The sequence below is a fragment of the Sphingomonas sp. BL-S-25 genome (genome assembly GCF_055521555.1).
This window is the reverse complement of sequence record NZ_CM145486.1, coordinates 4237503-4257960: the sequence shown is the minus strand read 5'-3', so window position 1 is coordinate 4257960 and position 20458 is coordinate 4237503. Positions and strand designations below refer to the sequence as shown.

Genomic DNA, 20458 nt, shown 5'->3' with positions numbered 1-20458 from the left:
AGTGTTTCACTTGAGCGAAGCCGCGCTCGGCCCTAAGTCGCACGCATGACGTCCACCAACGATATCCGCCGCTCGTTTCTCGACTATTTCGAAGGCCAGGGCCATGCCCGGGTGGCGTCGGCGCCGCTCGTCCCGCACAACGACCCCACGCTGATGTTCGTCAATGCGGGCATGGTGCCGTTCAAGAACGTCTTCACCGGGCTCGAGACGCGCCCGTACAACCGCGCGACCAGCAGCCAGAAGTGCGTGCGCGCCGGCGGCAAGCATAACGACCTGGACAATGTCGGCTACACCGCCCGGCATCATACCTTCTTCGAGATGCTCGGCAATTTCTCGTTCGGCGACTATTTCAAGGAACAGGCGATCACCCACGCCTGGACGCTGCTGACGAAGGAGTGGGGCATCCCCGCGGCGAAGCTGACCGCGACCGTCTATCACACCGACGATCACGCGTTCGACCTGTGGAAGAAGATTGCCGGCCTGCCCGAGGAGCGGATCATCCGCATCCCGACCAAGGACAATTTCTGGGCGATGGGTTCGGACGGCCCGTGCGGTCCCTGTTCCGAGATCTTCTACGACCATGGCGATCACATCTGGGGCGGCCCGCCGGGATCGCGCGAGGAGGATGGCGACCGCTTCGTCGAGATCTGGAACCTCGTCTTCATGCAGTTCCTGCAGGAGAATGACGAGATCATCGGCGACCTGCCGCGGCCCAGCATCGACACCGGCATGGGGCTGGAGCGCGTCGCCGCCGTGCTGCAGGGCGTGCACGACAATTACGACACCGACACGTTCAAGGCGCTGATCGCCGAGAGCGGCGCGCTGACCGGCACGGTGACGACCGGCGACAATCAGGCGAGCCACCGCGTGATCGCCGATCACCTGCGTTCGGCCGGGTTCCTGGTCGCCGACGGCGTGCTGCCGGCCAATGAAGGCCGCGGCTATGTGCTTCGCCGCATCATGCGCCGCGCGATGCGCCATGCGCATCTGCTGGGTGCCAAGGATCCGCTGATGCACCGCATGGTGCCCAGCCTGGTCGCCGAAATGGGCGCGGCCTATCCCGAACTGGTCCGCGCGCAGCCGCTGATCGAGGCGACGCTGCTTCAGGAGGAGACCCGCTTCCGCCAGACGCTGTCCAACGGCCTGCGCCTGCTCGACGAGGCGACCCAGGGCATGGGTGAGGGCGATACGCTGCCCGGCGCGACTGCGTTCAAGCTCTACGACACCTATGGCTTCCCCTATGACCTGACCGAGGACGCGCTGCGCGGCCAGGGCCTTCAGGTCGACCGCGCCGGTTTCGACGCGGCGATGGCCGAGCAGAAGGCCAATGCCCGGGCCGCCTGGAAGGGGTCGGGCGCGAAGGCGAGCGAGGAAGTCTGGTTCGACATTGCCGACGAACTCGGCGGGACCGAGTTCACCGGGTACAGCTCGAGCGAGGGCGAGGGGCAGGTCGTCGCGCTGGTCAAGGACGGCGCGCGGGTCGACCGCGCCGCCGCGGGCGATTCGGTCGTCATCCTGACCAACCAGACGCCCTTCTACGGCGAATCGGGCGGCCAGATGGGTGACGCCGGAATCATCAGCGGCGACAAGGGTTTGCGCGCGACCGTTGAGGATACGTCGAAACCGCTGGGCCGCCTTCATGCGCATCACGCCACGATCGAATCGGGCGAGATCGCGGTCGGGGACAGCGTTCATCTGGCGATCGACGTGGCGCGCCGGGATCAGTTGCGGTCGAACCACTCGGCCACGCACCTGCTGCACGCCGCGCTGCGCCACCGGCTGGGCGCGCATGTCACGCAGAAGGGCAGCCTGGTGGCGCCCGATCGGCTTCGCTTCGATTTCTCGCACAATTCGGCGCTGAGCGCGGACGATATCGCCGCGATCGAGGCTGAGGTAAACGCCCATATCCGTGCGAACCAGGAAGTCTCGACCCGGCTGATGACGCCCGACGACGCGGTCGCCGCGGGCGCGATGGCCCTGTTCGGTGAGAAATATGGCGACGAGGTTCGCGTGCTCTCGATGGGGCTGGGCGAGGATACGTCCTATTCGGTGGAGCTGTGCGGCGGCACCCATGTCAACGCGCTGGGCGATATCGCGATCTTCAAGATCATCTCCGAAAGCGCGGTGTCCTCGGGCATCCGCCGGATCGAGGCGCTGACCGGTGACGCTGCGCGCATGTGGCTGACCCAGCGTGACGAGCGGCTCCGTGAGGCCGCTTCAGTGCTGAAGTCGACCCCGGACGAGGTCCCGGCGCGTGTCGCTGCGCTGCTCGACGAGCGCCGCCGGCTGGAGCGCGAGCTGGCCGAGGCGAAGAAGGCACTGGCGCTGGGCGGCGGAGCCGGTTCGGCACCGGCGGCGGGTCCGGAGCAGATCAACGGCATCAACTTCTCGGGCCAGGTGCTCGACGGCCTGGAGCCCAAGGCGCTGCGCGGTGCGGTCGACGAGGCCAAGACGCGGATCGGTTCGGGCGTGGCCGCGCTGGTCGCGGTCAATGACGGCCGCGCGTCGGTTGCGGTCGGCGTGACCGACGATCTGGTCGGCAGCCTGAGCGCGGTCGATCTGGTCAAGGCAGCGGTCGCTGCGCTGGGCGGGCAGGGCGGCGGCGGCCGTCCCGACATGGCCCAGGGCGGCGGACCCGATGGCGACAAGGGCGCCGAGGCGATCGAGGCGGTGAAGGCTGTCCTCGCCCAGGTGCGCGCCGCGGCCTGATCGCCGGGAACGGGCCGGGCGCTCATCGCGACCGGCCCGGTTCGCTTACATGCCGGTGCGGTAGCCGTCCTCGGGCGACACCCAGATGGCGCGCTGGCGCAGATCGGCGGTGTAGACGCCGTTGACGGTGACGTCGGAGATCAGGACATTACCTTCCGCCTTGTCGCGGTAGCAGCGCTTCTTGCCCGCCAGCGGCTGGAGCGCGGCCATGATCCGCGGCCGCACCGTCGCCTCGACCGCGGCGGTCACGGGGGCGCTGTCCTTGGTCAGCCGCCCGGCGTTGAAGTCGGCGGGGCGGACGACCGAACAGACCGCACCATCCTCGATCGTGCCGCTGGTCTTGTAGTCGATCACCACCAAGGGCGCGAGATTGACCACGCCCGAAATGGCTGCATCGAACCCGCCATCGTCGCGCACCGTATAGCGCACGATCGTCGCGCAGGTCCTTGCCGCGACATCGGGCTGGACGCAGCGCAGCTTGCCCGCGCGCGCGGGCGCCAGCGGATCGGCATCGGCCTGGCCCCCGAGAAGGGCGGCGATCAGCAACGCGGCTTCGATCATGGTCTTTCCTTCGCTCGGTTGGCGGCGGGACTTGGGCCCATAGCCGCCGGCGGATGTCACCCGCCTGAACTGCACCGGTTCGGCGTCACGCGCCAGCCTCGACTTCGCCGCCCCGGCGAACGCGGCGGATGCGGGGTTCGCGTTCCAGCCCGGCGGCTTCCTTGATCGCCTTGCGCATCCGGTCGCGTTCCTCGTGGATCGATGCGATCACTGGGCCGACGGCAATGCCGAGATCGACCAGCAGCGCCTCCGACAATTGCAGTGAGCTTTCCAGCGTCTCGGGCACGGCATCGGTGGCGCCTGCCTTGTAGAGTTCGGCGGCGTGCTTGGCGTCGCGGGCGCGGGCGATGATCGGCAGATTGGGCACCCATCCGCGGACGCGCCGCGTCAGCCGCACCGTCAGTACCGGATCGTCCATCGTCAGGATCAGCGCCTTGGCATGGCCCAGGTTCAGCCGGTCGACCAGCTCGGCGCGCGTCACGTCGCCGAACATGACGGTGTAGCCCTCCTTCCGGGCCATGTTGACGTTGTCAACATCGGCATCGACCCCGATATAAGGCAGGTCATGCCGCTCGAGCATGTCGGCGATCGTCCGACCGACCCGGCCGAAGCCGATGACGACCGTCCCGACCTGGCTGGCGTCGATCTCGACCCGCGACGCGGCGGTATCGACCTCTCGCCGCTCGATCCGCTCGGCCAGGATCCGCCCGACCTTGGCCAGCACCGGCGTCATCGTCAGGCCGATCGCGGTGACCGTGGTCCAGAAGGCCATGCTGTTCGGGCTGAGCAGCCCGGCCGCGCCGGCGACGCCCAGAACGATCAGCGTCGTCTCGGACGGGCTGGCCATCAGCACGCCGGTCTCCGCCGCCGTGCCGGTGCGCGCGCCGGACAATTTCAGCAGGCCCATCGTCACGCAGGTCTTCACCACCATCACCAGCAGGCTGGCGCCGAGCAATGTCGCCCAGTGATCGATCACGAATTCCAGGTCGAGCCGCATGCCCACGGTGATCAGGAAGACGCCGAGCGCGAGCCCCTTGAACGGCGCGGTGATCGCCTCGACCTCGGTATGATATTCGGTCTCCGCAATCAGCAGGCCTGCGATCAGCGCGCCGACGATCGGCGACAGGCCGGCGGCGGCGGTAGCGAGGCTGGCGGCGATCACCACCAGCAGGCTGGCGGCGAGGAACAGCTCCGGGCTCTTGGTCCGCGCTGCCTGGCCGAACATGCGAGGCAGCAGGAAGCGCCCGCCGACAAAGAGTATTGCCACGGTCACCGCGCCCTTGGCCAGGATCATCAGCAGCGGCGCCCAGCCGGCGGCGCTGGCGGCAGGCGCCATCGCGCCGAGCAGGAAGATGATCGGGACCAGCGCCAGATCCTCGAACAACAGCATCGCGAAGGCGGCGCGGCCCACGGCGCTGGTCGTTCCCGCGAGCGGCACCACCAGCGCGGTCGAGGACAGCGCCAGCGCAAGGCCAAGCCCGACCGCACCACCCGCGCTGAGCCCGGTGAGGTACAGGGCCGCAGCGAGGATCAGCCCCGCGCCGAACAGCTCCGCCGCGCCGACCCCGAACACCAGCCCGCGCATCGCCCATAATCTGCGGAACGACAGCTCCAGGCCGATCGAGAACAGAAGCAGGATGATGCCGAACTCGGCGAACGGCTCGATCGAGTGCGGGTCGGAGATGGTGAAATAATAGAGCCAGGGCGCATAGTCGACCAGCTTGCCGAGGCCGGCTGGACCCACCAGCAGCCCGATCAGGATGAAGCCGATGACCGGGCTGATCCGGAACCTGGCAAAGGCGGGGATGACGATCCCGGCCGCGCCGAGGATCACCAGCGCGTCGCTGAAACTGCTATTCTCCAGGCTGAGCATGACGGCATTAAAGCGTCTCGTTCCGCGCTTGTCATGATGTCCATTGGCGAGCCGGCAGAAAAAGTCGCGGTGTGGCGCGTGCTCGATAAGAAAAAGGCCGCGACACCCGGGGTATCGCGGCCTTTTCCATCGGTCGGAGCCGGGGGCTCAGTTCCAGCTAGCCATCTCGGTCTCGAGATTCTCGCGGATCGCCTCGAAGAACTGCTCGGTGGTCATCCAGGGCTGATCCGGACCGATCAGGATCGCGAGATCCTTGGTCATCTTGCCGCTCTCGACGGTCGACACGCAGACCTTCTCCAGCGTCTCGGCGAAGCGGGTGACGTCGGGAGTGTTGTCGAACTTGCCGCGGAACGACAGGCCCTGGGTCCAGGCGAAGATCGACGCGATCGGGTTGGTCGAGGTCGCCTTGCCCTGCTGATGCATGCGATAGTGGCGGGTGACGGTGCCGTGCGCCGCCTCTGCCTCTACTGTGCGGCCATCCGGCGACATCAGCACCGAGGTCATCAGGCCCAGCGAGCCGAAGCCCTGCGCGACGGTGTCCGACTGAACGTCGCCGTCATAGTTCTTGCAGGCCCAGACGAACTTGCCGTTCCACTTCAGCGCCGATGCGACCATGTCGTCGATCAGGCGGTGCTCGTAAACGATGCCGGCTTCCTTGAACTTGTCGGCGAATTCGGCGTCGAACACTTCCTGGAACAGATCCTTGAAGCGGCCGTCATAGGCCTTCAGAATCGTGTTCTTGGTCGACAGATAGACCGGCCACTGGCGCGACAGGCCGTAGTTCAGGCTGGCCTTGGCGAAGTCGCGGATCGATTCGTCGAGATTGTACATGCCCATGGCGACGCCGGCCGCCGGGAAGTCGAACACCTCATATTCCAGTTCCTGGCCGTCGGTGCCGACCCACTTCATGGTCAGCTTGCCGGCGCCGGGCACCTTGAAATCGGTCGCGCGATATTGGTCGCCGAATGCGTGACGGCCGACGACGATCGGGTCGGTCCAGCCCGGGACCAGGCGCGGTACGTTCTGGATCACGATCGGCTCGCGGAAGACGACGCCGCCCAGGATGTTGCGGATCGTGCCGTTGGGCGACTTCCACATCTTCTTGAGGCCGAATTCCTCGACGCGTGCCTCGTCCGGGGTGATCGTCGCGCACTTCACGCCGACGCCATACTGCTGGATCGCCTTGGCGGAATCGATCGTGACCTGATCCTCGGTGGCGTCGCGATTCTCGATCGAGAGGTCGTAATATTTCAGGTCGATATCGAGATAGGGCAGGATCAGCCGCTCGCGAATCCACTGCCAGATGATCCGGGTCATCTCGTCGCCGTCGATCTCCACGACCGGCGTTGCCACCTTGATCTTCGCCATATGCTCGCTTTCCTGTCTATGGGAGGTTTGGCGTGGTCCCTAGGAGCAAAGCGGGCAGGGGATCAAGCGCCCTGGCGCGTTTCGTCGCGGGAACCGGGCGCCGCACATCGCGCTTTCACAAACTAGGCAAGCGCAAGAGAGGCGGCTAGACGCAGCGGATGGCATCCCTAGACAAGCCCCCCGTCGGCACCACCACCGTGAAGTGGCGGTTCCCCAGCGTTCATCCCGAAGGCCGCAAGTTCGTGGCGATCGCGCTGGTCATCACGCTGATCGTGTTCTGGTTCACCGATCTGCTGATCTGGCCGATGCTGGGCATCACCCTGTTCATCGCCGCCTTCTTCCGCGATCCCGTGCGCGTCACGCCGCAGGGCGACGGGTTGATCGTCTCGCCGGCCGACGGGCTGATCACGATGATCGAGCGCGTGCCGCTGCCGCGCGAGCTGGCCGGGCCGAACGCGCTGGGCGACCAGCCGATGGTGCGCGTGTCGGTGTTCATGTCGGTGTTCGACGTGCACATCAACCGCACGCCGATCACCGGCACCGTCCGCCAGGTCATCTATGTGTCGGGCAAGTTCCTCAACGCCGACCTCGACAAGGCGAGCGAGGAGAATGAGCGGCAATATTTCGTGGTCGAGGACCGCAACGGCGTGCGCGTCGGCTTTACCCAGATCGCCGGCCTGATCGCTCGCCGCATCCTTGCCTTCACCAAGTCGGGCGACATGGTCGTCGCCGGCCAGCGCATCGGCCTGATCCGTTTCGGCAGCCGCGTCGACGTGTTCGTGCCCGAAGGCTATGGCATCAACGTCGCACTCGGTCAGCGCGCCGTCGCGGGCGAGACGGTGCTCGCCGCGCGCGGCATCGCCAATGCGAGCGGCGTCGCCCAGTGAGCGATCCCTTGCCCCGTCCGGCGCGGCGCAAGCGCGCACCGCGGGCCCAGCGGGGCATCCCGCTTCGCGCGATCCTGCCCAATGCGGTGACCGCACTGGCGCTGTGCTTCGGCCTGTCGGGAATCCGCTTCGCGATCGGCGGGATGTGGGACACGGCGGTCGTCATGGTGCTGATCGCCGCCGTGCTGGACGGGATCGACGGCCGCATCGCGCGCCTGGTCCGCGCCGAGAGCCGGTTCGGGGCCGAGCTGGACAGCCTGTCCGACGCCATCTCGTTCGGCGTCACGCCGGCGCTGATCATCTTCCTCTGGTCGCTGCACGATGTGCCGCGGATCGGCTGGCTGGTCGCCCTGGTCTATGCGCTGTTCTGTGCGCTGCGCCTGGCGCGGTTCAATGCCCAGATCGATCAGACCGAGCAGCCGCACAAATCGGCCGGCTTCCTGACCGGGGTTCCCGCGCCGGCGGGGGCGATGCTGGCGATGGTGCCGATCTATCTCTGGCTGGTCACCGACCTGCCGCTGTTCCGCGAGCCGATGCTGGTCGCGCCCTGGCTGTTCCTGGTGGCGGTCCTGATGGTGTCGAGCATCGCCACCTGGTCTGGCTCGGCGCTCAAGCTGCGCCAGCGCATCCGGTTCGAGGCGATCGCCGTGCTGGTCGTGCTGGCCGCCGCCATCGTCTCGGCGCCCTGGCAGTCGCTGACCGCGATCGCGCTGATCTATCTCGGGTCGATCCCGTTCAGCGTGCGGTCCTATCGCCGGGTCAGGCGGTTGCGCGCAGCCGGGCAGGCACCTGCATCCGCAGCGGAACCGAGCGTCCGCGAACCGTGACGCGCGGCTGCTGAGGCAGCGTCGGCGCGATCACCGGACCATAGCGAAGCATGAACAGGATCCGGCCCATGCGCGGCCGGACCGTCTCGACGATCGCCCAGAGCGAAGCGGCCGTCACCGCGAGGAAGAACATCGTCCCGAGAAGCGTCACCATCGTACGTTCCTTTGCAGTCACCGACCTGGCCGGTGTCGAGCCCTTTATGTTCCCTCAATGTTTCCATTGTCAATGTATTTGTTCTCATGATGTTCGCGGCGTTCCGCATGAGCATCGAGCTCGCAATGCACTGGCTAGTATCTTGTTCCACAACGGGAATTTCCGCTGCGCCGAAATGACGCGCGCATGAGTCGATCCGAGGCTTCACGACCATGATGACGTGACGGAGGAACATTTCCTGCGCTCGCGGCGGCCGAGCAGGCGCTCGCAGCGCTTGCAAACATCCCCACCGATCCCGATGTACCAACGCTCACGGCGCCACCGTGAACGGCCATTCCGCGCAAATGCTTGCATTCCGTTCGGCTTGGCGCTAACGGCGCGCCCTCAACCCCGCATGGGAAGCATCATAACCCGGTGCCAGGCATTGCCTGGTGCACGCTTCCCAGAGGAACAACCGGAAGGATATATCCCTATGGCGGCACCTGTCGTCTCCATGCAGCAATTGCTCGAATCGGGCGCGCACTTCGGCCACCAGACGCACCGCTGGAACCCGAAGATGAAGCCCTACATCTTCGGCGATCGCAACGGCGTCCACATCATCGACCTCTCGCAGACCGTGCCGCTGTTCGCGCGCGCGCTCGAGTTCGTCTCGTCGACCGTCGCCGGCGGCGGCAAGGTGCTGTTCGTCGGCACCAAGCGCCAGGCCCAGGAAGCGATCGCCGATGCGGCGAAGCGCGCCGGTCAGCACTATGTCAACCATCGCTGGCTGGGCGGCATGCTCACCAACTGGAAGACCATCTCGAACTCGATCAAGCGCCTCAAGGCGCTCGAAGAGCAGCTCTCGGGCGACACGCACGGCCTCACCAAGAAGGAAGTGCTGAACCTGACCCGCGAGCGCGACAAGCTCGAGCTGTCGCTGGGCGGCATTCGCGACATGGGCGGCGTTCCCGACATCATGTTCGTGATCGACGCGAACAAGGAAGAGCTGGCGATCAAGGAAGCCAACACGCTGGGCATCCCGGTCGTCGCGATCCTCGATTCGAACGTCTCGCCCGATGGCATCGCCTTCCCGGTTCCGGCGAATGACGACGCCAGCCGCGCGATCCGCCTGTACTGCGAGGCCGTTGCCGTCGCCGCCAGCCGCGGCAACCAGGACCGCCAGGCACGCTACGGCGTCGACCTGGGCGCGCAGGAAGAGGCTCCGGTCGAGCCGGCCCTGAGCGAGCCGGAAGCGCCTGCCGCTTCGACCGAGCCGGCTGCGGCCGCCGAAGGCGAGCGTCAGCTCGACGCCTGATCCGCGTCGCGGAACTGTCATGCGGGAAGGGTAGCGGCGTCGCACCCTTCCCGTTTCGCCCCGGGCCAGTCGCGGGGCGGTTCCTTCGCCGGGATCGCGCCAGTCGCGCGCCGGCGAAGATGCGCCCCTCGACACGCTCGGGGCGAACGGAATTTTCTGAACAGCGTCGCGCATGGGCGCGACCATATCGAGGATAGAGACATGGCCGAGATCACCGCTGCTGCCGTGAAAGAGCTCCGCGAAAAGAGCGGCGCCGGCATGATGGACTGCAAGAAGGCGCTGGCCGAGAATAATGGCGACATGGAAGCGGCAGTCGACTGGCTGCGCACCAAGGGCCTGGCCGCTGCCGCGAAGAAGTCGAGCCGCACCGCGGCCGAGGGCCTGATCGGCGTTGCCGTCGCGGGTCCGAAGGGCGTCGCGATCGAGGTCAACTCGCAGACCGACTTCGTCGCGAAGAACGAGATCTTCCAGAACTTCGTCCGCGACGTGACCGCGATCGCGCTCGAAAAGGGTGACGATCTGGCCGCGCTGAAGGGCGAGGCGATGCCGCAGGGCGGCACCGTCGAAGAGGTGCTGACCAACAACATCTCGACCATCGGCGAGAACCAGGTGATCCGCCGCCTCAAGGCGGTCGAAGTCGCCAAGGGCGCCGTCGTTCCCTATGTCCACAATGCTGCAGCCCCTGGCCTCGGCAAGATCGGCGTGCTGGTCGCGCTGGAATCGGACGCGGGCGCTGACGTGCTCGAGCCGCTGGGCAAGCAGATCGCGATGCACATCGCCGCTGCCTTCCCGCTGGCGCTGGACGAGACCGGCCTGGACCAGGACGTGATCGAGCGCGAGCGCGCGATCGCGACCGAGAAGGCGTCGGAGAGCGGCAAGCCGGCCGAGATCATCGCCAAGATGGTCGAGGGTTCGGTGAAGAAGTTCGCCAAGGAAAACGCGCTGCTCAGCCAGCTGTTCGTCATGGACGGCAAGACCCCGGTCGCCGACGTCGTCGCGAAGGCGGGCAAGGACGCCGGCACGACCATCGTGCTGAAGGACTATGTCCGCTTCCAGCTCGGCGAAGGCATCGAGAAGGAAGAAAGCGACTTCGCAGCCGAAGTCGCGGCAGCCGCCGGCCTCTGAGCGTCGGCTGAAGGATCGACGGGCGCGGCCGCCATGCGGTGGCCGCGCCCGTTTTCATGTCCCGCCGGCTTGGCGGGGCAGGGGGCGGGCGCTAGGCAGCGGCATGATCCTCGCGCCCGTGCTTCTTCTCCTCGCCGCGTCACCGGCGATGCCGCCCGATCCGGAGGCGCATGCCCGCAGCCGCGATGCCAGTTGCACGCCGGCGCTCTTCGACATCACCGCGCTGCCCGATGGCAGGCGCAACTATCGTGACAAGCGCAGCAGGCGGGCATTTCCGTCGTCGGTGGGACGGCTGACGCTGGTCGCCTGTGCCGTCGGGCCTGAGGGGTTCGAAGTCTATTACGAGAGCGACCCGGCCAACCCGGTCCATGAACGCTGTCCCCAATTGTTCCAGATCCGCTATATCCCCGACCACGGAAGCGAGGCACGCACTGCGGTCGAGGCACTGACGCGACAATGGGGCGGCGGGGCCAACCCCGCGTTCGGCACGCGGCGCTTCGGCAGCGGCGACCATCTGGTCGAGGTGCGCCATGCCAGCGCCACTACGGTCGAGGAGCGCGGCCGCGTCCGCCGCACCCAGTTCGCCTATGACCGCGACGGCGCGCTGGTCCTGGGCGGCGAGACCAGCCTGGAGGATCCGATGTGCAACCAGGCATCGCAGAACAGCCAGACCTTCCTGCGTGAATTTCCCTGGTTCTGACGCCGATCTCGATCCGGCTCGGTTGAAAATCCGCGCGATCTGCATCCCATCTTCGCTTGGCATCCCGGGCGGTCGCATCTAAGGTCCGCGCCGCTCCCCAACAGCATTACGGAACTCATGACGCTTCCCCGCTTCAAACGCATCCTGCTCAAACTCTCGGGCGAGGTCCTGATGGGCCAGGGTCAGTTCGGCATCGACCCGGCGACCTGCGAGCGCGTCGCGCTGGAAGTGAAGGCGGCCAAGGAAAGCGGCCTGGAAATCTGCATGGTCGTGGGCGGGGGCAATATCTTCCGCGGCCTGGCCGGTGCGGCGCAGGGCTTCGACCGCGCCTCGGCCGATTATATGGGCATGCTGGCCACCGTGATGAACGCGCTGGCGATGCAGAATGCGCTGGAAAAGGTCGGGGTCGATACCCGCGTCCAGTCGGCGATCCCCATGGCCTCGGTGTGCGAGCCCTATATCCGCCGCCGCGCCGAGCGGCACATGGAAAAGGGCCGGGTGGTCCTGTTCGCCGCGGGCACCGGGCTGCCCTTCTTCACCACCGACACGACTGCGGCGCTGCGCGCGGCGGAGATGAACTGCGAGGCGCTGTTCAAGGGGACTTCGGTCGACGGCGTCTATGATGCCGATCCCAAGAAGGTCGCCGGCGCGACGCGCTATGAATCGCTCAGCTTCGACCGCGTCCTTCAGGACAATCTGAAGGTCATGGACGGCACCGCCGTTGCGCTGTGCCGCGACAACGACATTCCGATCGTCGTGTTCAACATCCGCGAATCCGGCAATCTCGCCGAGGTTCTGGATGGGCGGGGCACCTCGACGATCGTCCGCAACGAACCCGAATCGAACGCATAAGGAGAGCCCGCAATGGCCGCCTACGACAAGTCCGACCTCGAACGCCGCATGAACGGTGCGGTCGAAGCCCTGAAGCATGACCTGGCGGGTCTTCGTACCGGTCGCGCCAGCACCGCATTGCTCGATCCGGTGACGGTCGAAGTGTACGGCGCGCACATGCCGCTGAACCAGGTCGCCACCGTCTCGGCACCCGAGCCGCGCCTCCTGTCGGTCCAGGTCTGGGACAAGTCCAATGTCGGGCCGACCGACAAGGCGATCCGCTCCGCCGGGCTCGGCCTCAACCCGATCGTCGACGGGCAGACGCTGCGCCTGCCGATCCCCGACCTGACCGAGGAGCGTCGCAAGGAACTGGCGAAGCTGGCTGGCCAATATGCCGAAAAGGCCCGCGTCGCCGTGCGCAACGTGCGCCGCGACGGCATGGACAGCCTGAAGGTCGATGAGAAGAAGGGCGTGTTCAGCGAGGACGAGCGCAAGCGCCACGAGACCGAGGTGCAGAAGCTGACCGACGCGACGATCGCCGAGCTGGATGCTGCGGCCGCTGCGAAGGAAAAGGAAATCCTGGGCAAGTGAGCAACTTGTCCGGCCTTTCTCATTCTGACTTCAAGCGGATCTAGGTCGGCCTATGGCCACCAGCGCCGTTCCTTCACCCAAGACGGGCGCCGTCCCGCGGCACGTTGCCATCATCATGGATGGCAATGGTCGTTGGGCGAAGAAGCGCCTGTTGCCGCGCATCGCCGGGCACAAGCAGGGGGTCGAGGCTGTCCGCCGCGTCAGCCGCGCAGCCCGCGCGATGGGGATCGAGGTCCTGACGCTCTACGCCTTTTCCTCGGAGAATTGGCGGCGCCCGGCGGAGGAGGTCAGCGACCTGATGGGTCTGCTGCGCCTGTTCCTGAAGCGCGAGGTCGAGGAACTGATCTCCGAGAATGTCCGGCTGAAGGTGATCGGCGGATGGCAGGCGCTGCCGGCGGATCTGGTCGAGATGATCGAGCAGGTGATGGTGCGCACCGCGTCGAACACTGGCCCGATGCTAGTGATCGCGCTCAACTATGGCTCGCAGGCCGAGATCGTCGCCGCGACCCGGCGGCTGGCGGAGCGTGTCGCGGCAGGGGAACTGACCGCCGACCGCATCGACGAGGCGATGTTCGAGAGCGAGCTGGCGACGCATGACCTGCCGCCGCTCGACCTGATGATCCGCACCTCGGGCGAGCAGCGCCTGTCGAACTTCCTGCTGTGGCAGGCGGCCTATGCCGAGCTGTTGTTCGTCGATGCGCTGTGGCCCGATTTCAACGCCGACACGCTGGCCGACGCGATCGACCAGTTCAGCCGCCGGCAGCGCCGGTTCGGCGGGTTGTGAGCCCCAGTCCCGATCTTCCCAGGCGATTATCGGCTGCGATCGTGATGATCGCGGTCGCGTTCAGCGCGCTGTGGTGGGGCGGCTGGATCTTCTTCGTCCTGGTCGCGGTCGGCGGCATCCTGATGGTCTATGAATGGGCCAATCTGGTCGGGGCCAATGACGGCCAGCGCAGGCTTGCCCAATATGCGCTGACGGTTCCGATCGCCTTGATGTCGCCCGCGGCGGCGGGCCCCGGTTTCCTGGCGCTGGGCTTCATCATCGGCGCGATGTTCTTCGTCGGGGCGGTGACTCGGCATTCGCGGCTTGCCTGGGGCATGCTCTATGTCGGTATTCCAGTGCTGGCCCTGGTCACGCTGCGCGATCAGCCCGATGCGGTGACGCCGTCGGGCTTCCTGCTGACGCTGTGGGCGATGGCGCTGGTCTGGGCCAGCGACAGCGGCGCCTATTTCGCCGGTCGCGCGATCGGCGGGCCGAAGCTGGCGCCGTCGATCAGCCCGAACAAGACCTGGGCGGGGTTCTTCGGCGGCGTGGCCGCGGCCGCACTGTTCGGGGCGGTGCTGGCCGCCTGGTTCCATCTTCCGGTCGCCCTTGCCGTCGCGACGCCGTTCCTGGCGATGCTGTCGCAGGCGGGCGACCTGTATGAAAGCCATCTGAAGCGGGTGGCCGGTGTCAAGGATTCGGGTACGCTGCTGCCCGGTCATGGCGGACTGCTCGATCGGCTGGACGGCCTGGTCGCGGTCGCGCCGGTGGCCGCGCTGCTGGTGGTGCTTCTGCTGCGATGAAGACGGTGACGATCCTGGGGGCGACCGGATCGGTCGGAAGCTCGACGCTCGACCTGGTCGAACGCGAGCCCGAACGGTTCGAGGTCGTGGCGCTGACCGCAAATTGCGATGTCGAGAAGCTCGCCGCTGCGGCGGTCCGCACCCGCGCGAAGATGGCGGTGGTGGCCGACGAAACCTGCCTGGACGGATTGCGCGAGCGTCTGGCCGGCACCGGGATCGAGGCACGCGCGGGTGTCGATGCGGTCTGCGATGCGGCGCGGATGGGCGCCGACTGGACGATGGCGGCGATCGTCGGAACGGCCGGGCTGAAGCCGGTGATGGCGGCGCTCCAGGCCGGGGGCACGGTTGCGCTGGCCAACAAGGAATCGCTCGTGTCGGCAGGTGACGTCGTGATGGCCGCGTCGCGTGCCCGCGGCACCACGCTGCTGCCGGTCGATTCCGAGCATAATGCGGTGTTCCAGTCGCTGGAGGATGGGTCGCCGGATCGGATCGCGAAGATCATCCTGACGGCGAGCGGTGGGCCGTTCCGCACCTTCTCGCTGGACGAGATGAAGGCGATCACCCCGGCGCAGGCGGTCAAGCATCCCAACTGGTCGATGGGGGCGAAGATCTCGGTCGATTCCGCGTCGATGATGAACAAGGGGCTCGAGCTGATCGAGGCATTCCACCTGTTCCCGGTGAGCGCCGACCAGCTCGACGTGATCGTCCATCCGCAGTCGGTGATCCACTCGATGGTCGAATATGTCGACGGATCGGTGCTCGCGCAGCTCGGCGCGCCGGACATGCGAATCCCGATCGCGCATGCGCTGGCCTGGCCCGACCGGATGAAAACTCCGTGCGAGCGCCTGAATCTCGCCCGAATTGCCCGGCTCGATTTCGAGGCGCCCGATTATGAGCGGTTCCCCTGTCTGGCGCTGGCCCGTGAAGCGCTGAAGGCGGGGGGCGCTCGTCCGGCAATCCTCAATGCGGCGAATGAGATCGCCGTCGCGGCGTTCCTGGCGGGCAAGGTCGGTTTTCTTGAAATTGCCGCAATCGTTGCCGATACGCTGGGCCGCTACGATCCGCCCGCACCGGAGACGCTCGACGCCGTGCTGGCGGTCGATGCGGAAGCCAGGCGGGTGGCGATCGAGCGAGTGAAGGACTGCGTCGCTTGAGCCAATCCCCCGGCATCCTGATGATGGTCATCGCCTTCGTCCTGGCGCTGGGCCCGCTCGTCTTTTTGCACGAGCTTGGCCATTATCTCGCCGGACGCTGGTTCGGCGTGAAGGCCGAGGTGTTCTCGGTCGGCTTCGGGCGCGAGATTGGCGGCTTTACCGATCGTCGCGGCACGCGGTGGAAGTTCGGTGCGCTGCCGCTGGGCGGCTATGTCCGCTTCGCCGGCGACATGAACCCGGGCAGCCAGCCCGATCCCAAATGGCTCGAGCTTCCGCCGGCCGAGCGGGCGAAGACCTTCCAGGCGAAGCCGCTGTGGCAGCGCGCGATCATCGTCGCGGCCGGCCCGATCGCCAATTTCCTGATCGCGATCGTCATCCTCGGCGCCTTTGCCGCTGCCTATGGCACGATCACGATCCCGCCGGTCGCCGGGCCGGTGAAGCCGGGTACGCCCGCCGCTGTCGCGGGGCTTCGGGAAGGCGACCGGATCCTGTCGATCGGCGGGCGTAAATTCGACAATTTCAACGATATGGCCGCCTATACCTCGATGCGCGCGGGCATGCGGGTCGAGATCGACTATGTCCGCAATGGCCAGCAGGCGCGGACCGAGACGGTGATCGGCCAGGACGTGTCGACCGACCGGTTCGGCAACGAGATGCGCCGCGGCATCCTGGGCATCGGCGCGCCGTCGGAGATCGTCCGCTCGACCGTTCCGATCTGGGAAGCTCCGGTCGTTGGCGTCCGGCGCACCTTCTCGCTGGTCGGCCTGATGGTCGACGGGCTGGGACAGCTGATCGCGGGCCGCGTTCCGGTCAGCGAACTGGGCGGGCCGATGCGCATCGCCAAGATGTCCGGCGAAAGCCTGTCGCTCGGCTTCGAATCCTTCGTGGTGTTCGTTGCCCTCATTTCGATTAATCTGGGCTTCATCAACCTGTTGCCAGTACCGATGCTGGATGGCGGACACCTGTTGTTCTATGCCATCGAGGCGGTGCGACGGCGCCCGGTCGAGCCGCAGGTGATGGAATGGGCCTTTCGCGGGGGGCTGGTCGCGATTCTTGCATTGATGCTTCTGGTGACATTCAACGATCTGGGTGCCTTCGGCGTGTGGAGGAACTTGGCCGGCTTGATCGGCTGACGCGCTTGGGGCAGGGCGGTGCACCGCCGTGCGGACCGGCTGGATGATTGATTTCCGACTAGGGTGGGTTTGGTGACTGCTAAAAAGGCGATGATTATGGGCGTGAGCGCCAAGACGCTCCTCGCGGGCACGATTTTGTCGGCCGGCGTGGCGGTGATGCCTGCCGGCGCGCAGACCGCCCCGGCTGCGCCTCCGGCGGCCGCTCCGTCGGCTGCCCCCGCGGCCCCACCGCAGACGGTGCCGGCGGTTGCGCCCCAGGTGCAGCGCACGATCCGCTCGCTGCGGGTCGAGGGTGCTCAGCGCCTCGAGCCCGAGACGATCCTGTCCTACACGCAGCTGCGCGTCGGATCGTCCTACACCAACGAGACGATCGACCAGGCGATCAAGGACCTGATCGCGTCGGACCTGCTGGCCGATGTCGAGATCCAGGGCGTCGAGACGGGCGACATCATCGTCCGCGTTCGCGAGAATCCGATCATCAACCGCGTGATCTTCGAGGGCAACAAGCGCCTGAAGAGCGACAAGATCACCAAGGAAGTGAAGCTGGCGCCGCGCCAGATCTTCACCCGCACCGCGGTTCGCGCCGACGTGGCGCGCATCGTCGAGCTGTATCGCCGGCAGGGCCGCTTCGCCGCTCAGATCGAGCCGAAGATGGTGATGCTCGACCAGAACCGCGTCGATGTCATCTTCGAGATCCGCGAGGGGCCGAAGTCGAAGGTTCGTCAGATCAACATCATCGGCAACGAGGTGTTCTCGGACGGCAAGCTGCGCGGCGAGATGGCGACCAAGACCGCCAGCCTGATGCACATCCTGAGCTCGAACACGAGCTACGACCAGGATCGCATGGCCTATGACCAGCAGAAGATGCGTCAGTTCTATCTGACCGAGGGCTATGCCGATTTCCGCGTCGTGTCGGCCGTCGCCGAGCTGACGCCGGACAAGAAGGACTTCATCATCACCTACGTGGTGGAAGAAGGTCCGCGCTACAAGTTCGGCGATATTACCGTCGACAGCGCGATCCGCGACTTCGACGACAAGCGCATGGCCGCCAGCCTTTCGATCAAGAAGGGCGACTGGTACAATGCCAAGGCGGTCGAGGACACGGTCGAGGGGCTGAGCGAGACCGCCGGCCTGTTCGGCTACGCCTTTGCCGACGTCCGCCCCGAGTTCCAGCGCGACCGTGAATCGCTCACCATGTCGCTGAACTTCCACATTGCCGAGGCGAACCGCACCTATATCGAGCGGATCGAGATCACCGGCAACACCCAGACCCAGGACAAGGTGATCCGCCGCGAGATGCGCGTGGCCGAGGGCGACGCCTTCAACACCTTCCTGGTCAAGCGGTCGCAGGATCGCATCAACTCGCTCGGCTTCTTCCAGGACAAGTTCGAGATCGAGCGCAAGGAAGGCTCGGCACCCGACCGGATCGTGCTCGCGGCCAATGTCGAGGAACGCGCCACCGGCGAACTGACGCTGTCGGCCGGTTTCTCGAGCCTCGAGCGATTCATCCTCCAGGCGTCGATCCGCCAGCGCAACTTCCGCGGCAAGGGTCAGACGCTGTCGGCGTCGGTCGATTATTCGAGTTATTCGAAGTCGGTCGAGCTGGGCTTTACCGAGCCCTATCTGTTCGACAAGAATGTCGCGCTGGGCGTCACGGTCTTCCGCCGCGACTTCAACGCGTTCAACTATATCGGCTCGGACCGCAACACGACCTACAGCCAGATCTCAACCGGTGCCCAGGTGGTGGCCGGCGTGCCGCTGACCGAATATTGGACCTTCTCGGGCCGCTATTATCTGGCGCAGGATGACGTCACGCTCAACGAGGCGAACTTCTACACCAATGGCCAGTGCGACCCGCGTAAGGCCGGCATCTATTACTGTGACGCTATCGGTACGCGTACCACCTCGCTGGTCGGCCTGTCGCTGATCTATGACAGCCTCAATAGCCGCCTGCGTCCGACGCGCGGCCAGCGCGTCGTGCTCGGTGCCGACTTTGCCGGTCTCGGCGGCGATGTCCGCTATGCCCGCGGCCGGTTCAACGCCAACAAATATTGGGGCCTGGGCAGCGGGTTCATCTTCTCGCTGGCGGCGGAAGGCGGCTATATCCACTCGTTCGAGGGGGATCGCGGCAACGGCATCGACAGCGTCCGCATCACCGACCGTTTCTATCTGGGTGAACCGCAGTTCCGCGGCTTCGACATTCGCGGCGTCGGCCCGCGCGTGCTGCGCGTCTACTACACTGGCGATCCGAAGCTGGGTACCCAGGCGCTGATCACCGACCGCGAACAGTTCCAGGACGACGCGCTGGGCGGCCGGGCCTATTATCTGGGCAAGGCCGAGCTCGAAATTCCGCTGGGCGCCGGTGCGGCAGAGATGGGCCTGCGTCCGTCGATCTTCATCCAGACCGGGGCGCTTTGGGGCGTTCGCCAACCGGCCAAGACCATCGTCTTCGACCAGGCGAAGGGCGGTCCGAACGGCACCACGCCGCTGTTCAATGCCGACGGTTCGCCCACGTTGCTGCCGAAGGACAATCCGATCAAGGATTCGTTCGGTCGACAGCTTTATACGGTCAGCCTCAGCGACCCGGTCAACGGAGGCTCGCAGACGACGTGCCAGGTCGGCTATTCGGCGACCTCGGGCGGTCCGTGCGTCGGTACGTCGATCAACGCGATCTACAACATTCCGATTCAACCCTTCTACGAGCAGTTCCTGGGCAATTCGGCCCGGCCGCGTCTCTCGATCGGTGCCGGCGTGAACTGGAACTCGCCATTCGGCCCGCTGCGCATCGACATTTCCAAGGCCCTGCTGACCCAGCCGGGCGACGACCCCAAGCTATTTACATTCAACGTAGGGACCCAGTTCTGATGACCAGCAAGTTCATTCTCGCGGGCGTTCTCGCAGCCCCCGCCATCCTGGCCGCCGCGCCGGCCGCCGCCCAGAGCCAGGGGATCGCCACCGCGACCCCGGCACTCGCGATCCTTCAGTCGAAGGCCTATCAGGCGGCGATGCAGCAGATCAGCACCGCGCAGAAGCCGGCGATCGACCAGATCAATGCCCGCCAGACCGCGCTGCAGACCGAAGTGCGTCCGCTGTACCTGCAGATGGACACCAACAAGGACGGCCAGGTGTCGCAGCAGGAGCTGCAGGCCGCGCAGACCGCCCGCAACCCGGTGCTGAACACGATCCAGACCGCCGAGCAGAAGGCCGAGGCCGACATCAACCGTCTCAGCGTGCCGCTGATCCGCGCGCAGATGTTCGCGATCGAGAAGATCCTCGAGAAGTACGGCACGGCGCAGACCAATGTCGTCAACGCGCGCAAGATCAGCGTCATCCTGGCGCCGTCGGCGGTGCAGTACGGCCCGCAGGGAACCGACGTGACCCAGCTGATCGTCGCCGAGCTCGACAAGGTGGTCCCGACCGTCGCAACGACCCCGCCGGCCGACTGGAACCCGTCGCAGACCGTGGCGAACGTGTATCAGCAGGTCCAGGAGCTCGAGAACCGCATCGCCCAGGTCCAGGCGGCTCGCCAGCAGCAGGCCCAGCCGGCAGCGGGTGCAGCTCCCGCCGGCACGCGCCCGGCAACGCCGGCACCGGCTCCGGCCCGTCCCGCAACCCAGACGCCGCCCCCGGGCCGGTGAGCGAGGCGGCAGCGGCTGCGGGTACCGATATCGGCCCGCTCGACATC

The 20458-nt window shown here is 66.4% G+C and carries 18 protein-coding genes; 14 read left to right on the top strand and 4 right to left on the bottom strand.

What is annotated here, in order from left to right:
- Positions 1 to 45 precede the first annotated feature (45 nt).
- On the top strand, positions 46 to 2709 hold the full coding sequence (alaS, locus tag ACZ1H8_RS20550) for an alanine--tRNA ligase (RefSeq protein ID WP_465179075.1): 2664 nt from the start codon (positions 46 to 48) through the stop codon (positions 2707 to 2709).
- Between the two features lie 45 nt (positions 2710 to 2754).
- On the opposite strand, the gene ACZ1H8_RS20545 is transcribed toward alaS, so the two are convergent.
- From ACZ1H8_RS20545 to ACZ1H8_RS20535, 3 genes are all read right to left on the bottom strand, one after another.
- A complete protein-coding gene (locus ACZ1H8_RS20545) occupies positions 2755 to 3270 on the bottom strand; it encodes a hypothetical protein (RefSeq protein WP_465179074.1) in 516 nt (171 codons plus the stop codon).
- 85 nt (positions 3271 to 3355) lie between these two features.
- A complete protein-coding gene (locus tag ACZ1H8_RS20540; RefSeq protein ID WP_465179073.1) occupies positions 3356 to 5143 on the bottom strand; it encodes a cation:proton antiporter domain-containing protein in 1788 nt (595 codons plus the stop codon).
- A gap of 147 nt (positions 5144 to 5290) precedes the next feature.
- The gene (locus tag ACZ1H8_RS20535) at positions 5291 to 6511 is read right to left on the bottom strand and encodes an NADP-dependent isocitrate dehydrogenase (protein WP_465179072.1); all 1221 of its coding nucleotides are present in this window, start codon (positions 6509 to 6511) and stop codon (positions 5291 to 5293) included.
- 158 nt (positions 6512 to 6669) lie between these two features.
- Between ACZ1H8_RS20535 and ACZ1H8_RS20530 the strand changes: the two genes are divergently transcribed.
- The gene (locus ACZ1H8_RS20530; protein ID WP_465179071.1) at positions 6670 to 7398 is read left to right on the top strand and encodes a phosphatidylserine decarboxylase; all 729 of its coding nucleotides are present in this window, start codon (positions 6670 to 6672) and stop codon (positions 7396 to 7398) included.
- Complete coding sequence (gene pssA / locus ACZ1H8_RS20525) at positions 7395 to 8225, top strand: CDP-diacylglycerol--serine O-phosphatidyltransferase (RefSeq protein ID WP_465179070.1); 831 nt, start codon at positions 7395 to 7397, stop codon at positions 8223 to 8225. The genes ACZ1H8_RS20530 and pssA overlap by 4 nt, the downstream gene beginning before the upstream one ends.
- Here pssA and ACZ1H8_RS20520 read toward each other — a convergent pair.
- Positions 8158 to 8379, bottom strand: coding sequence for a hypothetical protein (locus ACZ1H8_RS20520; protein WP_465179069.1), 222 nt, complete (start codon positions 8377 to 8379; stop codon positions 8158 to 8160). The genes pssA and ACZ1H8_RS20520 overlap by 68 nt on opposite strands.
- A 472-nt stretch (positions 8380 to 8851) precedes the next feature.
- On the opposite strand from ACZ1H8_RS20520, the gene rpsB reads away from it, so the two are divergent.
- The 11 genes from rpsB to ACZ1H8_RS20465 all read left to right on the top strand — a co-directional run bounded on the left by rpsB (position 8852) and on the right by ACZ1H8_RS20465 (position 20411).
- Entirely contained in the window at positions 8852 to 9673 is an 822-nt protein-coding gene (rpsB, locus tag ACZ1H8_RS20515) for a 30S ribosomal protein S2 (protein WP_465179068.1), read from the top strand.
- 201 nt (positions 9674 to 9874) lie between these two features.
- Entirely contained in the window at positions 9875 to 10798 is a 924-nt protein-coding gene (tsf, locus tag ACZ1H8_RS20510) for a translation elongation factor Ts (protein WP_465179067.1), read from the top strand.
- A gap of 103 nt (positions 10799 to 10901) precedes the next feature.
- A complete protein-coding gene (locus ACZ1H8_RS20505; RefSeq protein WP_465179066.1) occupies positions 10902 to 11498 on the top strand; it encodes a hypothetical protein in 597 nt (198 codons plus the stop codon).
- A gap of 117 nt (positions 11499 to 11615) precedes the next feature.
- Positions 11616 to 12350, top strand: coding sequence for a UMP kinase (gene pyrH, locus ACZ1H8_RS20500; protein WP_465179065.1), 735 nt, complete (start codon positions 11616 to 11618; stop codon positions 12348 to 12350).
- 12 nt (positions 12351 to 12362) lie between these two features.
- Positions 12363 to 12920, top strand: a complete 558-nt coding sequence (frr, locus tag ACZ1H8_RS20495) for a ribosome recycling factor (RefSeq protein WP_465179064.1) — start codon at positions 12363 to 12365, stop codon at positions 12918 to 12920.
- Positions 12921 to 12972: 52 nt separating this feature from the next.
- Positions 12973 to 13704 (top strand): isoprenyl transferase, encoded by a 732-nt coding sequence (locus ACZ1H8_RS20490; protein WP_465179063.1) that lies wholly within the window; start codon positions 12973 to 12975, stop codon positions 13702 to 13704.
- 44 nt (positions 13705 to 13748) lie between these two features.
- A complete protein-coding gene (locus tag ACZ1H8_RS20485; protein WP_465179062.1) occupies positions 13749 to 14486 on the top strand; it encodes a phosphatidate cytidylyltransferase in 738 nt (245 codons plus the stop codon).
- The gene (locus ACZ1H8_RS20480) at positions 14483 to 15640 is read left to right on the top strand and encodes a 1-deoxy-D-xylulose-5-phosphate reductoisomerase (protein ID WP_465179061.1); all 1158 of its coding nucleotides are present in this window, start codon (positions 14483 to 14485) and stop codon (positions 15638 to 15640) included. Before ACZ1H8_RS20485 ends, ACZ1H8_RS20480 begins: the two co-directional genes overlap by 4 nt.
- Entirely contained in the window at positions 15637 to 16773 is a 1137-nt protein-coding gene (locus ACZ1H8_RS20475) for a M50 family metallopeptidase (protein ID WP_465179060.1), read from the top strand. The genes ACZ1H8_RS20480 and ACZ1H8_RS20475 overlap by 4 nt, the downstream gene beginning before the upstream one ends.
- Positions 16774 to 16863: 90 nt before the next feature.
- Complete coding sequence (bamA, locus tag ACZ1H8_RS20470; RefSeq protein WP_465181439.1) at positions 16864 to 19638, top strand: outer membrane protein assembly factor BamA; 2775 nt, start codon at positions 16864 to 16866, stop codon at positions 19636 to 19638.
- Positions 19638 to 20411: an OmpH family outer membrane protein gene (locus ACZ1H8_RS20465; protein WP_465179059.1), complete on the top strand. Its 774-nt coding sequence runs from the start codon at positions 19638 to 19640 to the stop codon at positions 20409 to 20411. The genes bamA and ACZ1H8_RS20465 overlap by 1 nt, the downstream gene beginning before the upstream one ends.
- Positions 20412 to 20458: the final 47 nt, after the last annotated feature.

Coding starts and splice junctions, on each gene's coding strand:
- alaS (WP_465179075.1), top strand. CDS start 46: ATGACGTCCACCAACGATATCCGCCGCTCGTTTCTCGACTATTTCGAA.
- ACZ1H8_RS20505 (WP_465179066.1), top strand. CDS start 10,902: ATGATCCTCGCGCCCGTGCTTCTTCTCCTCGCCGCGTCACCGGCGATG.
- ACZ1H8_RS20485 (WP_465179062.1), top strand. CDS start 13,749: ATGATCGCGGTCGCGTTCAGCGCGCTGTGGTGGGGCGGCTGGATCTTC.
- ACZ1H8_RS20535 (WP_465179072.1), bottom strand. CDS start 6,511: ATGGCGAAGATCAAGGTGGCAACGCCGGTCGTGGAGATCGACGGCGAC.
- ACZ1H8_RS20520 (WP_465179069.1), bottom strand. CDS start 8,379: ATGGTGACGCTTCTCGGGACGATGTTCTTCCTCGCGGTGACGGCCGCT.
- frr (WP_465179064.1), top strand. CDS start 12,363: ATGGCCGCCTACGACAAGTCCGACCTCGAACGCCGCATGAACGGTGCG.
- bamA (WP_465181439.1), top strand. CDS start 16,864: ATGATTATGGGCGTGAGCGCCAAGACGCTCCTCGCGGGCACGATTTTG.
- ACZ1H8_RS20545 (WP_465179074.1), bottom strand. CDS start 3,270: ATGATCGAAGCCGCGTTGCTGATCGCCGCCCTTCTCGGGGGCCAGGCC.
- ACZ1H8_RS20480 (WP_465179061.1), top strand. CDS start 14,483: ATGAAGACGGTGACGATCCTGGGGGCGACCGGATCGGTCGGAAGCTCG.
- pyrH (WP_465179065.1), top strand. CDS start 11,616: ATGACGCTTCCCCGCTTCAAACGCATCCTGCTCAAACTCTCGGGCGAG.
- ACZ1H8_RS20530 (WP_465179071.1), top strand. CDS start 6,670: ATGGCATCCCTAGACAAGCCCCCCGTCGGCACCACCACCGTGAAGTGG.
- tsf (WP_465179067.1), top strand. CDS start 9,875: ATGGCCGAGATCACCGCTGCTGCCGTGAAAGAGCTCCGCGAAAAGAGC.
- ACZ1H8_RS20540 (WP_465179073.1), bottom strand. CDS start 5,143: ATGCTCAGCCTGGAGAATAGCAGTTTCAGCGACGCGCTGGTGATCCTC.
- rpsB (WP_465179068.1), top strand. CDS start 8,852: ATGGCGGCACCTGTCGTCTCCATGCAGCAATTGCTCGAATCGGGCGCG.
- ACZ1H8_RS20490 (WP_465179063.1), top strand. CDS start 12,973: ATGGCCACCAGCGCCGTTCCTTCACCCAAGACGGGCGCCGTCCCGCGG.
- ACZ1H8_RS20465 (WP_465179059.1), top strand. CDS start 19,638: ATGACCAGCAAGTTCATTCTCGCGGGCGTTCTCGCAGCCCCCGCCATC.